This is a genomic window from Enterobacter sp. BIDMC109, from assembly GCF_001037885.1.
Taxonomy (GTDB): Bacteria; Pseudomonadota; Gammaproteobacteria; order Enterobacterales; family Enterobacteriaceae; genus Enterobacter; species Enterobacter hormaechei_C.
In genome coordinates, this window is the sequence record NZ_KQ090002.1 from 2,542,325 (window position 1) to 2,555,927 (window position 13,603).

The 13,603-nt window shown below is 55.5% G+C and carries 14 protein-coding genes; 2 read left to right on the forward strand and 12 right to left on the reverse strand.

The window, feature by feature from the left end; all coding sequences use genetic code 11:
- Nucleotides 1-41: 41 nt before the first annotated feature.
- The 5 genes from chbR to osmE form a co-directional block, all read right to left on the reverse strand.
- Entirely contained in the window at nucleotides 42-860 is an 819-nt protein-coding gene (gene chbR / locus SK62_RS12045) for a transcriptional regulator ChbR (RefSeq protein ID WP_017384663.1), read from the reverse strand.
- A gap of 29 nt (nucleotides 861-889) precedes the next feature.
- Complete coding sequence (chbA, locus tag SK62_RS12050) at nucleotides 890-1,237, reverse strand: PTS N,N'-diacetylchitobiose transporter subunit IIA (protein WP_003857835.1); 348 nt, start codon at nucleotides 1,235-1,237, stop codon at nucleotides 890-892.
- A 47-nt stretch (nucleotides 1,238-1,284) separates the two neighbouring features.
- Nucleotides 1,285-2,643: a PTS N,N'-diacetylchitobiose transporter subunit IIC gene (gene chbC / locus SK62_RS12055; RefSeq protein ID WP_017384664.1), complete on the reverse strand. Its 1,359-nt coding sequence runs from the start codon at nucleotides 2,641-2,643 to the stop codon at nucleotides 1,285-1,287.
- An 80-nt stretch (nucleotides 2,644-2,723) separates the two neighbouring features.
- Nucleotides 2,724-3,041, reverse strand: a complete 318-nt coding sequence (gene chbB, locus SK62_RS12060) for a PTS N,N'-diacetylchitobiose transporter subunit IIB (RefSeq protein WP_015570750.1) — start codon at nucleotides 3,039-3,041, stop codon at nucleotides 2,724-2,726.
- Nucleotides 3,042-3,322: 281 nt separating this feature from the next.
- Entirely contained in the window at nucleotides 3,323-3,667 is a 345-nt protein-coding gene (gene osmE, locus SK62_RS12065) for an osmotically-inducible lipoprotein OsmE (protein ID WP_003857836.1), read from the reverse strand.
- A 231-nt stretch (nucleotides 3,668-3,898) separates the two neighbouring features.
- On the opposite strand from osmE, the gene nadE reads away from it, so the two are divergent.
- Complete coding sequence (nadE, locus tag SK62_RS12070; RefSeq protein ID WP_003857837.1) at nucleotides 3,899-4,726, forward strand: ammonia-dependent NAD(+) synthetase; 828 nt, start codon at nucleotides 3,899-3,901, stop codon at nucleotides 4,724-4,726.
- Nucleotides 4,727-4,841: 115 nt separating this feature from the next.
- Nucleotides 4,842-5,720, forward strand: a complete 879-nt coding sequence (gene cho, locus SK62_RS12075) for an excinuclease Cho (protein WP_063136382.1) — start codon at nucleotides 4,842-4,844, stop codon at nucleotides 5,718-5,720.
- Here cho and ves read toward each other — a convergent pair.
- The 7 genes from ves to SK62_RS12110 form a co-directional block, all read right to left on the reverse strand.
- Entirely contained in the window at nucleotides 5,698-6,255 is a 558-nt protein-coding gene (gene ves, locus SK62_RS12080; RefSeq protein WP_047719388.1) for an environmental stress-induced protein Ves, read from the reverse strand. The two genes, cho and ves, sit on opposite strands and share 23 nt — an antisense overlap.
- Before the next feature lie 167 nt (nucleotides 6,256-6,422).
- The gene (spy, locus tag SK62_RS12085; protein WP_015570753.1) at nucleotides 6,423-6,917 is read right to left on the reverse strand and encodes an ATP-independent periplasmic protein-refolding chaperone Spy; all 495 of its coding nucleotides are present in this window, start codon (nucleotides 6,915-6,917) and stop codon (nucleotides 6,423-6,425) included.
- A gap of 337 nt (nucleotides 6,918-7,254) precedes the next feature.
- On the reverse strand, nucleotides 7,255-8,220 hold the full coding sequence (gene astE / locus SK62_RS12090; protein ID WP_047719387.1) for a succinylglutamate desuccinylase: 966 nt from the start codon (nucleotides 8,218-8,220) through the stop codon (nucleotides 7,255-7,257).
- Nucleotides 8,221-8,229: 9 nt separating this feature from the next.
- Entirely contained in the window at nucleotides 8,230-9,555 is a 1,326-nt protein-coding gene (astB, locus tag SK62_RS12095) for an N-succinylarginine dihydrolase (protein WP_032104259.1), read from the reverse strand.
- Nucleotides 9,542-11,029: a succinylglutamate-semialdehyde dehydrogenase gene (astD, locus tag SK62_RS12100; RefSeq protein WP_047719386.1), complete on the reverse strand. Its 1,488-nt coding sequence runs from the start codon at nucleotides 11,027-11,029 to the stop codon at nucleotides 9,542-9,544. Before astD ends, astB begins: the two co-directional genes overlap by 14 nt.
- The gene (gene astA / locus SK62_RS12105) at nucleotides 11,026-12,060 is read right to left on the reverse strand and encodes an arginine N-succinyltransferase (RefSeq protein ID WP_045329675.1); all 1,035 of its coding nucleotides are present in this window, start codon (nucleotides 12,058-12,060) and stop codon (nucleotides 11,026-11,028) included. Before astA ends, astD begins: the two co-directional genes overlap by 4 nt.
- Nucleotides 12,057-13,277 (reverse strand): succinylornithine/acetylornithine transaminase, encoded by a 1,221-nt coding sequence (locus SK62_RS12110; RefSeq protein ID WP_045141487.1) that lies wholly within the window; start codon nucleotides 13,275-13,277, stop codon nucleotides 12,057-12,059. The genes astA and SK62_RS12110 overlap by 4 nt, the downstream gene beginning before the upstream one ends.
- Between the last annotated feature and the right edge of the window lie 326 nt (nucleotides 13,278-13,603).

Here is a 13,603-nt window from a genome sequence, read left to right on the forward strand (position 1 = left end):
AGCCATTACGTCACTGTTCCTGGCGGATAAACCGCCGAAAGTTAATTAATTACCGTTAAATTTTTGCGGTAACTGTTCGGTGTGAATGAAGTCAATTTTTTAAAGGTTTTAATAAACAGGCTGGGGCTGCTGTAACCCGATTCGTAAGCGATATCGGTGACAGAGTAGTTAGTAATTTCCAGCTGTTTTTTGGCAAAGTTAATGCGGATTTCATTAATGATTTGCACAGGCGTTTTACGGTAATAACGCTGCGTGGCGCGCGTCAAATATTCCTGCGATTTACCCGACAGCGCCACCATATTCTCCAGGGCGTTATCGCTGAACTGTCCTTTATCGTGCATCAGCTCCACGGTACTGCGCAGCCACTGAGGAATATCATCCACCACCTGCTGTTCTTCACGGTGATGGCGGAGGCGATTCATGACGTAGAACGTCACGGTTTCAATAAATTCATCAAATTCATTGTCGCGGAAATTCAGCGATGCGATAACCGTTTCAATCCAGGTCATAAACTCATTTTTAACGCGATACACCTGTGACGCCACAAAGCAGAACGGCACCAGCGGCAGATAGTGCTTCTCGAAGAAACGCCTGCTCACCCCTACGTTCAGAATGCGTGTCGCACCAAACTCATAAAAGCTCTGGTGATAAGATCCCATTGGCAGGAAGACGAAATCGCCACGCTCAAGCAGGACGCGCTTACCGTTGATCTCCTGATAGTAGCGGCCGGTCAGAACAATCGTGAACTCGTAGTAGTCATGCTGGTGCAGACCGCTGGCGCTCTCCGTTTTGTTGTAAATCACCACGTGAAAATTTTTGCCATTAAACAGCTGTTGCTCATGTGCGGTTTTGATTTCCATCGTGCTGACCTCCTGCTACTTCAACTGACTTATTGCATCTTCTCGTGAAGCTCGATGAGCTCCGCGACCAGCTCGCGTGCCAGCATGGAGGTCATCAGATGATCCTGCGCATGTACCAGCACCAGACTCACTTTCATCTTCCCTTCGCCCTGGTCGCTTTCGATGAGCTTCGTCTGCACCAGATGCGCTTCGTTTAACGCTGTACGGGACTGCTCCATCATGGTTTTCGCGGCAACGAAGTCGCCCTGCTTAGCCTGCTTAAGCGCCGCATACGCCAGGCTGCGTGCCTGCCCGGAGTTGATGATGAGGCCCATCACCACCTCTTCCAGATCATTCTCTGCGGTTTCTTCGGCAACGATACTCTCTAAATCTAACATCTTTAAGCTCCTTTCCGCTGGCGCGGGTTGCCCCGCGCCGTGCAATTTTAGAATTTCAGTGCGAGGGCGATATCCTCTTCGCTCTCTTCTTCATCGATAACCGTTGCGGCCTTGTTCGCAATCGCCACGAACGGCATGTAGAGCAGGGTTGCAATCCCGAGGTTGAATATCGCCAGCAGGAAGGCCGCCACGCTACCGTTGGTGTTGAAGAACGCGCCCAGACCAGCCGGCATCGTCCACGGCGCAATGTTGGTCACCGGCGGGATAATGCCCAGGTAGTACGCCGTCAGCGTAATCGCGGCCAGCAGCGGCTGAACCAGGATGAAGGGAATGAACATCACCGGGTTCATGATAATTGGCAGACCAAACAGGATCGGCTCGTTAATCTGGAAGATGCCTGATGGCAGGGCCAGCTTCGCAACCTGACGATGGTCGGCGCGGCGAGAGACAATAAAGACCGCGATGATCAGACCCAACGTCGCCCCGGTACCGCCCAGGAAGATATAGGAGTCAAGCATCGGCTTCGCCCACACATGGAAGGTTTTACCGGCCGCCAGCGCCGCATCGACGGAGCCGTACTGCTGGTAAAGCGCGACGTTTTCCAGTGCCCATGGGGTCATAATACCGCTGTCCAGCGCCGCCAGTGCCAGTGAACCATGCACGCCGAAGAACCACAGCAGGGAGGTAAAGATGACATACGCCCAACCGACCACGCTACCCATCGACGCCAGCGGCGTTGAGATAGAGTCCATAATGATCTGGTGGAAGTTTGTGCCCCAGTGAGAGAGCGCCCAGGCAATAATCCCCATGATGGAGAGAATAATGAAGCCCGGAATCAACGCGGAAAATGAACGAGAAACGGAGGCCGGAACGCTATCCGGCAAGCGGATAACCCAGTTACGGCGAATAATGAAGGTGAACATTTCGGCCACCACCAGCCCGATAATAATACCGGAAATGATGTTTGCCCCACCCAGCCAGTTGGCGCCAACGGCGTAAGCGTCACCCACGCTGTACGGTGTGACGGTCATGAACGCGGCAATGGACAGTAAGCCTGCCGCCAGCGGATCCACTTTACGCTCTTCCGCCAGCGCCATTCCGATAAAGAAAGGCGCCATTAGCGACATAATACCCAACGTACCATTGTATACGTTGCCGCCAATGGCTTTTAAACCATTAAGGGTTTCAATAGTTGAAGCATCTAACCTAATTCCTAATGAATAAAAAAAGGAACCTTCTCCAAAGCTCAGAAAAACGTTGTTAATTAAAACGAACATTGCCCCGGCTAATGTCAACGGCATTAATTTAATAAAGCCGTTCTTAATGGCATTAACGTGAGGCTGCTTTCCTATTTTAACAGCAAAAGGAAGGAGTACCTTTTCAAGTGAAGCGATGACTTTACTCATAGGAAAATACCCTTAAATGCCGCAACGACCGTTACGGCGTATTGTGTGTGAAATAACTCTTTGACGGGAAAAATAAAAAATTAATTAGCAGCTTTTTTAATCGCCGCAACGGCAGCTTTTAATACACCTAAACCATCAATCTTGCCGTATAAAACGGAATCGATCACTTCGACCGGCTTATTGGGTAGCAGACGCTGAATTTCTGGCAGCATATAAGCGATTTGCGGCCCGAGTAAAATAACGTCTGCTGTCTGGCCCTTCTCGCCCGCCAGCGTTTCCGGAAACGCCTCAATCACCACAGGGACTTCATATTTTTCGGCCTGCGCGCGCATTTTGGAAACCAGCAGCGAAGTGGACATGCCCGCAGAGCAAAACAGATAGATATGTTTCTTTTCCATGATAACTTCCCTCTTGTTTGGCTACCCGCCGTCTCGCTATCACTCGACTCGCTATCCTGGCTGACGGGCAGTGTGCTGAACATTGTTTGTCGTTGAAGTGAGTATACGCAATGGTACAGGGAGGGGATAATTCTGGATAGACTGAAATTGTCTCTCATTGACCTGGCTTGTTGACTACCTTCACATTTCAGGCAAATAATTCGCGCCAAGAAATAAGATTCACGTATGCATAAAAAAACCGGCCTTCCGGCCGGTTTGTTAACGCTCTCAGGCAAGCAGGCTTACTGTGCCTTAGGTGCCTGTGGGTCGGTGTCGTATTCGGCACAGGTCTGGTAACCAGAATTGATCACGTGACCCGTATCATCCAGGGCGACAAAATAGGTCTCTGCCTTACCATCACGTTGACCCAGAATATAGGTCTGGCAGGTACCACGCGCGTGGATCATAGTGACTTCTGAAGAAGGTTTACCGGCAATGGCTGCAACCTGGGAACGCGTCATGCCTTTTTTGACGTCTTTTACCACTGGCTGTGTGAACTGATCTTTAGTGCGATCGTAAGCTGTACACCCTGCCAGCATAGTCAGTACCGCCGCTGCGCTTAAAATTCCTGCTACGTTCTTGTTCATATTCCGTCCTCTTGTTTATCAGCGTGTTAACTAAGCATGGGATAAAAATTACTATTGTTCAACTTTGCGAGTTACGCCAGACGAATTTCGGAAAATTCTAATAAAACAACGGTAAGCTGCTAAATCGCTGTAAAACAGTACACTCAAAACTGTGATCCTTGTCGTTTCCCCGACAAAGGGTTAGTTTTAACAGATCACACTTTCTGTTTGGTTCTGCATAGGGAGGGCGTAATGGCTCTGCAACAAGAAATTATTCAGGCGCTGGGCGCGAAACCTGCGATTGATGCCAATGAAGAGATCCGTCGTAGCGTTGATTTTTTGAAAGCTTACCTGTCTGCACACCCTTTCCTGAAGACGCTGGTGCTGGGCATCAGCGGCGGTCAGGATTCCACTCTGGCCGGTAAGCTGAGCCAGATGGCCATCTCCGAGCTGCGTGACGAGACCGGTGACACCGCGCTGCAATTTATTGCCGTACGTCTGCCGTATGGCGTGCAAGCCGACGAGCAGGACTGTCAGGATGCGATTGCGTTTATTCAGCCGGACCGTGTTCTTACCGTAAATATTAAAGGTTCGGTACTGGCCAGCGAGCAGGCCTTGCGTGAAGCCGGTATTGAACTGAGCGATTTTGTCCGCGGCAACGAGAAAGCCCGTGAGCGCATGAAAGCGCAGTACAGTATCGCAGGGATGACCAAAGGGGTCGTCGTCGGCACTGACCACGCCGCGGAAGCCATCACCGGCTTCTTCACCAAATACGGCGATGGCGGCACGGATATCAACCCCCTCTTCCGCCTGAACAAGCGTCAGGGCAAGCAACTGCTGGCGGCGTTGGGCTGCCCGGAGCACCTGTATAAGAAGGCGCCTACGGCGGACCTGGAGGACGATCGCCCTTCCCTGCCGGATGAAGCGGCGCTGGGCGTTACGTATGACAACATCGATGATTATCTGGAAGGCAAAACGCTCGACGAAGGTACCGCTAAAATTATCGAAGGCTGGTATCTGAAAACCGAGCATAAGCGCCGTCCGCCCATTACGGTGTTTGATGATTTCTGGAAAAAGTAAAAGCAAAACGGTAACTCCGCTTTGCAGGCCGGGTAAGGCGTAGCCGCCACCCGGCTCTTTTTTAACCACCAAACACCTGCTACACTGTATGCCTGAACAGTATATGGAGCAGTATGTGAGCAGGCGTCAATCCGCCCCGCGTCTTGAGTTCGAAGCGGCGGCTATCTACGAATATCCCGAGCATCTTCGCCCCTGGCTTGAGGCACTGCCTAAACAGCCTGGCGTCTATTTCTTCCACGGCGACAGCGACACCATGCCGCTCTATATCGGCAAAAGCGTGAATATCCGCAGCCGGGTGATGTCGCACCTGCGTACGCCGGATGAAGCATCGATGCTCAGGCAGTCCCGGCGGATCACCTGGATCGAGACGGCAGGCGAACTGGGCGCGCTTCTGCTCGAAGCCCGGCTCATCAAGGAACAGCAGCCGCTGTTTAACAAACGCCTGCGCCGCAACCGCCAGCTGTGTTCCTTGCAGATTAACGCAGGAAAACCGCAGGTCGTTTATGCCCGGGAAGTGGATTTTTCGCATGAACCCAATCTTTACGGTCTGTTTGCCAACAAACGTGCCGCACTGCAAACCCTGCAGTCCCTGGCTGATGAATTACAGCTTTGTTACGGCCTGTTAGGACTGGAAGCCACCACCCGTGGTCGCGCCTGTTTCCGCTCAGCGCTGAAACGCTGCGCCGGGGCGTGCTGTGGAAAAGAGAGCGTTGAAGAACATCATGCCCGGTTTATGGCTGGCCTTGCCTCTATCAGCGTTAACTGCTGGCCGTGGGAAGGCGCGGTGGCGCTGAAAGAAACCCGCGATGGGATGACGCACTATCACATCATCCGCAACTGGCTCTGGCTTGGCGCCGTTGAAAATCTGGATGACGCTACCGCTCTGCTGCGCACCCCTGCCGGTTTCGATCAGGATGGTTACAAAATTCTCTGCAAGCCACTGTTAACCGGAAAATATGAGATCATCGTCCTCAATGACCCGGCAGCCAGGTAATTTCACTGAACAGCAGCGACCCCTTCGTTTCCAGTAAACGGAGGGTATGACTGCCCGCTTCCCAGCTGGCGCCCTGATCGGCTGTCAGTAATTTGTCGCCCAGTTGCCAGGCGCCGCTTAATACGAATGCCACCCCACCGCGTGATGCGAAGGTAGTGAACGTCCGGGTAGCAACGCGCACCTTTGCCTGGCAGCAATCCCGTCGGGTCATGATGTTGAAGTCCATCGACATTTGCCCCTCTGTGAGCACGGCTTTCACCGCCAGATCGCCCTCAAATCGGTAAGGCTGATGATGCTTCAGGGTATGACAAAACGCCCTGCCTGCATCCAGGGTCACCTCGCCGCCCTCCAGCAGCGTAATCACCCGGTCGACGCCCGGGAACGCGGAAAATTCGCCGTTACTGGCGATGGAGGCAATACTGGCCCGCCAGAAAAAATCCCGCGTCGCGGGAGGAAAACAGCAAATCTCACGCGTCTCACCCGCACCATTACGCCAGAGACTGACCGGCATTTTACGGATATCAAAGAATTCCATGACCACTCCTGAAGGACGCACCGTGCGCCAGGGCATTTTCACAGACGTATTATCGGCAGCAGTCAGGCCAGACCTTAGGCATGGGATAAAAGAAAAACCGCCGGTCCTGTCCACAGCGTTTTCGCTTTTGTAGACAGGAGCCCGGCGGTCTTAAGAGAGTGAACCGATTATTCGGTTGGTGCAGGCATTTTACCTTCCGGCGCTGCACGTTCTGTCAGACGCTTCTCAAAATTGGCATTAAATTGCTTTTTCTGTTCCGGCGTCAGAATGTTGTAAATCTTGTTCTGGGTTTCCATGTGGGCCAGCATGCGCGCTTTATGCTGCTCGGCCATTTTGTCGATCTGCGCTTCCGCTTTTGCTTTATCGAAGCTGTCGCTGGCAATGATGTCATGCATTGCGCGGCGCTCTTCCAGCGGAGGACGTTTCATCTGGTCACGCTGGCTTTTCATGATGTCGCGGATCTGCTGCTTCTGCGCATCGGTGAGGTTCAGATCTTTAAACATCATCATCTCATGGTGCATACCCGGCTTGCCTTTATGATGCATCATCATTTTGCCTTCCGTCGGCGCGGCGGTAGTGGTCGCGGTATCGGCGGCGAACGCCATGCTGGTAGCGCCCAGAGCCAGGGTAGAGGCAACAAACAGTGCAGTTAATTTACGCATAATGTCTTTCCTTACTTTCAGTTATTCTTCGGCGCTATGCCGTGTTGACGAGATTAACTTTACGGGGTTTATCGTCAATTAGTCAGAGCAACGGTAAAACAATGAAAGTGTAAAAAACAACTTTTCGCCAATTGTGGAGAAATTAAGGAAAAAGCGTGGAGAGATGAAACAAAAATATTCAACAGGATGATTTTAAAGAGATTATGGAGAAGTATAGCGAAGTGCCGTTTAATAATAAAGCAATTCTCCAGGAATATTCCGCAAACAATACCAGAGCGCTTTTAACGCTAAGAAATTTATTCTTCATTTCCCCTCCGGTCTGCGCGAGGGGAGACGATCAGGGCATTTTTTCCAGCATCAGGCCAGCGCGCAAACCAAACGCGACCGACGGATTAGGAAATAAAACATATTCCGTGGATTTCTGTACCGCATAGCGCGTCTCACCATCTTCCGCCAGCAGGACGCCCTGGCGAAACGGCGTAAAGTTCAGCGTATGTGGCGCCATATGAAGCTGGAAAGCCTCGCTTTGACGCGTGATCTGCTGCACGACCCGATAGCGCACGACGGGTTCCCGGGTGGGTTCCGGCGCAACCCCGGCGAGCAACGCCCGGAGCGCCTGATGCGTAGGGGCAAAACGCGTCAGGTCGTTTTGCCCGAACGGCAGCGCTTTTCCCAGCTCCAGGGTGCAGGATAACGCGCCAACATTCTCGCAGGTGAAGTGGGTAAACGTGCCGCCTGGCGTCTGGTGGAAGACCAGCGCCTCCAGCCCGGCGTCGCCAAGCCAGGTCAGAAACGCCTCATCCCACGGCTGATGACGCTGCGGTAACACGCCAAAACGCACGTGGTACGAGGCGCGAATGGCCGTATGCAGATCGAGGTGCCAGCGCGTTTCCCCCGCCCCGGCAAAAAACGCCGTGACCACCTTCTCCAGCCATTGCGCGCGAGTCGTCTCATCACTCTGTGGAAACTGCGCCCAGCGACCACCAAACATGCGGTTGATGTCGCTCACGAGATACCGTTTATTTTGCGCCAGCGCAGGCGGATTTCCCAGCACCACCAGCAGACGGCAGTGCAGCGTGATCTCTGCGCGAAACAGCGCGCGCAGCAAAAGATCGACAATCTCCACGGGCGCGGTTTCGTTTCCGTGAATGCCGGTCGAAAGCAGCAGCGACAGGTCATATTCCCCCGTCGGCGTCAGTTCAAGCACGCCCCGCCCCAGCCATCGCCAGTGGAACGAGGGGCCTTCCCCCTCTTGCCGCTCCGGTGTCTCTTCGGCCAGCGTCAGCGCCAGTAAGTTTTCCATATCATCTCCTTAGCGCTGGAACGGATAAACCGATCCCAGTTGCAGGATGGTCGATAATGCATCCAGCGCCTCGCGGCCTTCGCGCAGCAGCTGCGGATCAACCAGATCGGCCTGAACCAGACGGTCGCGATAATAGCGGTCCACCCAGTCATTGAGAGTATTGAACAGCGTGTCGTTCATCATCACCGCCGGATTCACGGCCTGCATCTCCTCCGGCGTTAACACCACGCGCAGTCGCAGGCACGCCGGTCCCCCGCCATTGGCCATACTTTCCCGCAGATCAAACACGCGCAGTTCATCAATCGGGTTATCCGCCTGCACCAGTTCGCTGAGATAGCGCCAGACGCCCTGATGGTTGCGGGACTCCTGCGGCAGCACCAGCATCATGCTGCCATCATCCCGGCTCAGCAGCTGGCTGTTGAACAGATACGTTTCGACCGCATCCTGTACGCTTACCGCCTGCGTGGGCACCTGAATCGGCATAAATCCCGGCACGCGTTCGCGCAGCGTGGCCAGCAACTTTTCCTGATGGGCAAACGCCTGCTCGTGGCAGAACAGCACCTGACGGTTGGAAACGGCAATGACGTCGTTATGAAACACGCCCTGGTCGATCACCTGCGGATTTTGCTGGGCAAAAATCACCTGAGAAGGATTAACCTGGTTCAGCCGCGCAACCGCCTGGCTTGCGGCTAAAGTTTGTCTCGCCGGATAACGAACCGGCGCGGCGTGGCCGCCCTCTTCCCGTCCATAGATAAACAGCTGCAAACCCGGCTCGCCATAGTCGCCGCCCAGACGGTTGTGGTTTGCCGCCCCTTCATCGCCAAACATCGCGACCTGCGGCAGCGCCGAATGCACCTCGAAATGCGCTTCATGATTAAAAATGGCGCGCAGCACGCGCCCGGTGGTCTCCGCTTCGCTGGCGCGGTGGAATTTGTTGTTCAGGTTAGCAACGGTCAGATGCACTTTGCCGTCCAGCGTATCCGCCGACGGCGCAACGGTGGCGGCATTCGCCACCCACATCGAGGAGGCTGAACTGGCCGCCGAAAGCAGGTGTGGCGTCTGCGTGCCTGCTTTTTCCACCACCTGTTCATCCGTACCGCTGAACCCCAGCTGGCGCAGCACGTCCACGTTTGGTCGCTCCTGAGGCGGGATCACCGCCTGCGGGAAACCGGCATCGGACAGCGCCTTCATTTTCAACAGCCCCTGCTTCGCCGCCAGCTTCGGGTTCGAGACCTGGAAACGGTGCTTCGTCGAGGCTTCATTACCGAACGACAGCCCGGCATAGTGGTGCGTCAGCCCCACGAGGCCGTCAAAGTTAACCTCACGCGCTTTCATGGGCGTCACCCTCTGTAAAATCCAGCCCCGGATTCAGCGTCTCCGGCAGCGTCAGCGCCGGGGTTTCCAGGCTTGCCATCGGCCACGCGCAGTAATCGGCGGCATACCAGGCGCTGGCGCGATGGTTGCCCGACGCCCCTACGCCACCAAACGGCGCGGTGCTCGCCGCACCGGTCAGCGGTTTGTTCCAGTTCACGATCCCGGCGCGCGCTTCCAGCAGCAGCTGTTCGAATTTCTCGCGATGCGGCGATATCAGGCCGCTCGACAGGCCGTAGCGGGTGTTGTTGGCCATCTCGATCGCCGACTCAAAATCGTCATAGCGCCAGACGCACAGCAGCGGGCCAAAGACCTCTTCATCCGGCACGTTGCTCGTCGCACTCATCTCAATAATCCCCGGCGTCAGCAGCGACGTGCCCGGCTGAACCAGCTTCGGCTCCAGCAGGGTTTTCGCCCCGCGCGCCACGTGCTCCTGCCACGCTTTCAGCACGTTCAGCGCCGCCTGCGCGGAGATCAGCCCGCCGATAAACGGCTGCGGCTCGGCATCCCATTTCGCGGGAACCAGACGCGCGCTCACCTCCACCAGACGCTTCAGGAACGCATCCCCCTGCGCGCCGCGTTTAACCAGCAGGCGGCGGGCGCAGGTACAGCGCTGTCCGGCGGTAATGAACGCCGACTGAATGGTCAGATGGACCGCGGCATCGATATCATCCGGATCTTCCACAATCAGCGGGTTGTTGCCGCCCATCTCCAGCGCCAGAATTTTTTCCGGCTGCCCCGCCAGCTGACGATGCAGCTGATAGCCCGTTCCGGCACTGCCGGTGAACAGCAGACCGTCAATGTCGCTCAGCGCACTCAGCGCCTGACCTGTTTCACGCCCGCCCTGCACCAGATTCACCACCCCCGGCGGCAGCCCCGCCTGCTCCCAGAGTTTTATGACTGCTTCTCCGGTTAAGGGGGTTAACTCACTCGGCTTGAAGATGACGGTATTCCCCGCCAGCAACGCAGGCACAATGTGCCCGTTCGGCAGATGTCCGGGGAAGTTATACGGGCCAAACATCGCCAGCACCCCGTGCGGACGGTGGCGCAGCGTGGCGGCACCGTCTGGCATCTCGGTATGCTGCTCGCCGGTGCGGGTATGGTACGCCTTCACCGATATCGCGATTTTGTTGATCATTGCCGTGACTTCGGTTGTTGCCTCCCAGCGCGGCTTACTGGTTTCGCAGGCAATGATGCGGGTCAGCTCGGCTTTATTGGCCTCCAGCAGCGCAGCAAATTTCTCAACCAGCGCCTGGCGCTCGGAGAATGGCCGTTTCGCCCATGCCGGAAACGCGCGCCGTGCAGCCTGGCAGGCCTGCTCAACCTGCCCGGCGCTGGCGTCGTTCCCCGACCAGAGCACCTCCAGGCCGACCGGGTTAGTTTTTGTCCGCGCGTCACCTTCGCCCGTTACCCAGTCACCGTTAATCCATAGAGTCATGCTGTTTTCTCCTCAGGGCAGAGTCGCACCAGGCGAACCGTGTCGCCAGCGTTACATTTCAGGGCATCCAGTTGCGCAGCCGTCAGTACCAGACGCTCGCATGACGGGTTGGTTCGCACCAGCATGGCGCGGAAGTTGGTGTAATTCTCGTTAGAGACCAGGCAGGCTGGCCACTCGCCCGGCGCGGGCTGCCCCTCCGAGACCTCAACCAGGCGGCTTTTACGGATGGCGCGAACGCGGTCAATGTCGCATTCCAGCGTCGGGCCGCCGTCGAAGATGTCGACGTAGTTACGGTAGCGAAATCCCTCTTTCTCTAGCACTGCGCGGGCCGGGGCGGTTTGCGGGTGAACTTCGCCGATCACCGCCTGCGCTTCAGGCGTTAAGAAATGGGTATAAATAGGATGCTTCGGCATCAGCTCGGCGATAAACGCCTTCTGACCGGTACCGCACAGGTAATCCGCCCGGCTAAATTCCATGGAGAAGAAGCGTTCGCCCAGACTCTCCCAGAACGGCGAGTAGCCCGTCTCATCAATTACGCCGCGCATCTCCGCGACCACTTTTTCGTTGAAGCGGTCGCGAAAGGCGGCCATAAACATAAAGCGCGATTTGGAGAGCAGATAACCGTTGCCCTCTTTGCGCCAGTCCGGATCGAGAAACAGGGTGCAGAGTTCGCTGGCGCCGGTATGGTCATTACAGAGGAAGAGCGTCGGCAGCGCGTTGTAAACGTTCAGCTCTTTCGAGGCGTGGACCATCGTGCCGACCCGGTAGTTGTACCACGGATCGTTAAGCCCGACGGCCACCTCGATGGCGCAAATCCCCGCCACGGTTCCCGTGCCGTTATCTTCCAGCACGAACACATAGCCCTGTTCGCTTTTTGGCAACGTCCCCTGCCAGGTTTGCAGGGAGCGCTCAATGCGCGCCGACAGCGTTTTTTCATCGGCAGGCAGCGAGGTTAGCCCGCCCCCTGTCTTACCGGCAAGCTGCATAAGCCCGGCGAGATCGCCGTGCGCAACGGGACGGATGACCATCATGATGACACCCCGGACTTCACCTGTTCGCAGGCCAGCGCAAAACGATCTAACCCGGTTCTGACCTCTTCCTCGCTGACGATCAGCGCAGGGGCAAACCGCACCACGTTAGCACCGGCAATCAGCACCATTACGCCCTGCTTTGCCGCTTCCTGTGAAATCAGCTTCGCTTTGCCGGCAAACTCAGGGGCAAGCTCACAGCCTATTAACAGCCCCAGACCGCGGATCTCTTTGAACAAGCCGGTCTGGTTATTGATGGCAGTAAGGCGCTCAACAAACCACTGGTGACGCTGCTTCACGCCGTTCAGCACCTCAGGGGTGTTGATGATATCCAGCACCTGTCCGGCGACAGCGGTTGCCAGCGGGTTGCCGCCGTATGTGGTGCCATGGGTGCCCACGGTCATCACGCTGGCGAATTTATCGGTGGTCAGCATCGCCCCCACCGGGAAACCGCCGCCGAGCGCTTTGGCTGTTGAGAGCACATCCGGGGTCACGCCATAGTGCATGTAGGCGTACAGCTCACCCGTGCGGCCCACGCCGGTCTGGACTTCGTCAAAAATCAGGACCGCGTTATGCCGATCGCACAGCTCGCGCAGCCCTTGCAGGAACGCTTTCTGGGCGGGCATGACGCCGCCTTCCCCCTGCATGGGCTCGACAATCACCGCACAGGTGGTGTCGTCAATCAGCTCGCTGGCAGAGTGTAAATCGTTATACGCCGCATGCCGGATATCCGGCGGCAGCGGCGCAAAATCCTGAGAATATGAGGGCTGACCACCCGCGCTGACGGTAAACAGCGTGCGGCCATGGAAGGCATTTTTAAAGGCTACGATGCCGCTCTTGTGCGCGCCGAATTTATCGTGCGCATATTTTCGCGCCAGCTTTAGCGCCGCTTCGTTCGCTTCCGCGCCGGAGTTACAGAAAAAGACTTTGTCTGCGAAAGTGGCGTCGATCAGCTTCTTCGCCAGACGCAATGCCGGTTCGTTGGTATAACCGTTGCCGGTATGCCAGAATTTCGCTGCCTGGTCATTCAGCGCCTGCCGCAGCGCCGGGTTTGCATGCCCCAGCGCATTCACCGCAATCCCACCCGCAAAGTCGATATACTCTTTGCCCTGCTGATCCCACAGGCGAGAGCCTTCCCCACGTACCGGAATAAAAGCCGCCGGAGCGTATACCGGCATCATCCATTCATCGAAATTTTCACGCGTAACTGACAGAGACATAGCGACCTCATCCGGTAAATAAAAGGTTGTTTAAATGTTAAATAATTGAGTGTTTGCACTGTGAATGTAGATTGCAGCCTTCGTGCCAGCCAGCGATAAAAATGCATAAACGGGTTGGGGTAACACAATATCAATGAGTTACAATATGGAGTTATTCACTGTTAATGCATAAATAGTGAATATTTTTACGACAAGCGGCGCTTTGCCGCATGAAAACAAGAAAGAGTATGCAGAGGCCAAATATAATTCTGGAATTGTGATCGCTCGCGAAATTTATCGGTCCTTTATGCCCTGTTCGAGGGCAAAACGCGCCGAAATGGTGCAAA

Excerpts from the sequence above, each read along its gene's own strand:
- chbR (WP_017384663.1), bottom strand. The coding sequence starts at position 860 with ATGGAAATCAAAACCGCACATGAGCAACAGCTGTTTAATGGCAAAAAT.
- chbA (WP_003857835.1), bottom strand. The coding sequence starts at position 1,237 with ATGTTAGATTTAGAGAGTATCGTTGCCGAAGAAACCGCAGAGAATGAT.
- chbC (WP_017384664.1), bottom strand. The coding sequence starts at position 2,643 with ATGAGTAAAGTCATCGCTTCACTTGAAAAGGTACTCCTTCCTTTTGCT.
- chbB (WP_015570750.1), bottom strand. The coding sequence starts at position 3,041 with ATGGAAAAGAAACATATCTATCTGTTTTGCTCTGCGGGCATGTCCACT.
- osmE (WP_003857836.1), bottom strand. The coding sequence starts at position 3,667 with ATGAACAAGAACGTAGCAGGAATTTTAAGCGCAGCGGCGGTACTGACT.
- nadE (WP_003857837.1), top strand. The coding sequence starts at position 3,899 with ATGGCTCTGCAACAAGAAATTATTCAGGCGCTGGGCGCGAAACCTGCG.
- ves (WP_047719388.1), bottom strand. The coding sequence starts at position 6,255 with ATGGAATTCTTTGATATCCGTAAAATGCCGGTCAGTCTCTGGCGTAAT.
- spy (WP_015570753.1), bottom strand. The coding sequence starts at position 6,917 with ATGCGTAAATTAACTGCACTGTTTGTTGCCTCTACCCTGGCTCTGGGC.
- astE (WP_047719387.1), bottom strand. The coding sequence starts at position 8,220 with ATGGAAAACTTACTGGCGCTGACGCTGGCCGAAGAGACACCGGAGCGG.
- astB (WP_032104259.1), bottom strand. The coding sequence starts at position 9,555 with ATGAAAGCGCGTGAGGTTAACTTTGACGGCCTCGTGGGGCTGACGCAC.
- astD (WP_047719386.1), bottom strand. The coding sequence starts at position 11,029 with ATGACTCTATGGATTAACGGTGACTGGGTAACGGGCGAAGGTGACGCG.
- astA (WP_045329675.1), bottom strand. The coding sequence starts at position 12,060 with ATGATGGTCATCCGTCCCGTTGCGCACGGCGATCTCGCCGGGCTTATG.
- SK62_RS12110 (WP_045141487.1), bottom strand. The coding sequence starts at position 13,277 with ATGTCTCTGTCAGTTACGCGTGAAAATTTCGATGAATGGATGATGCCG.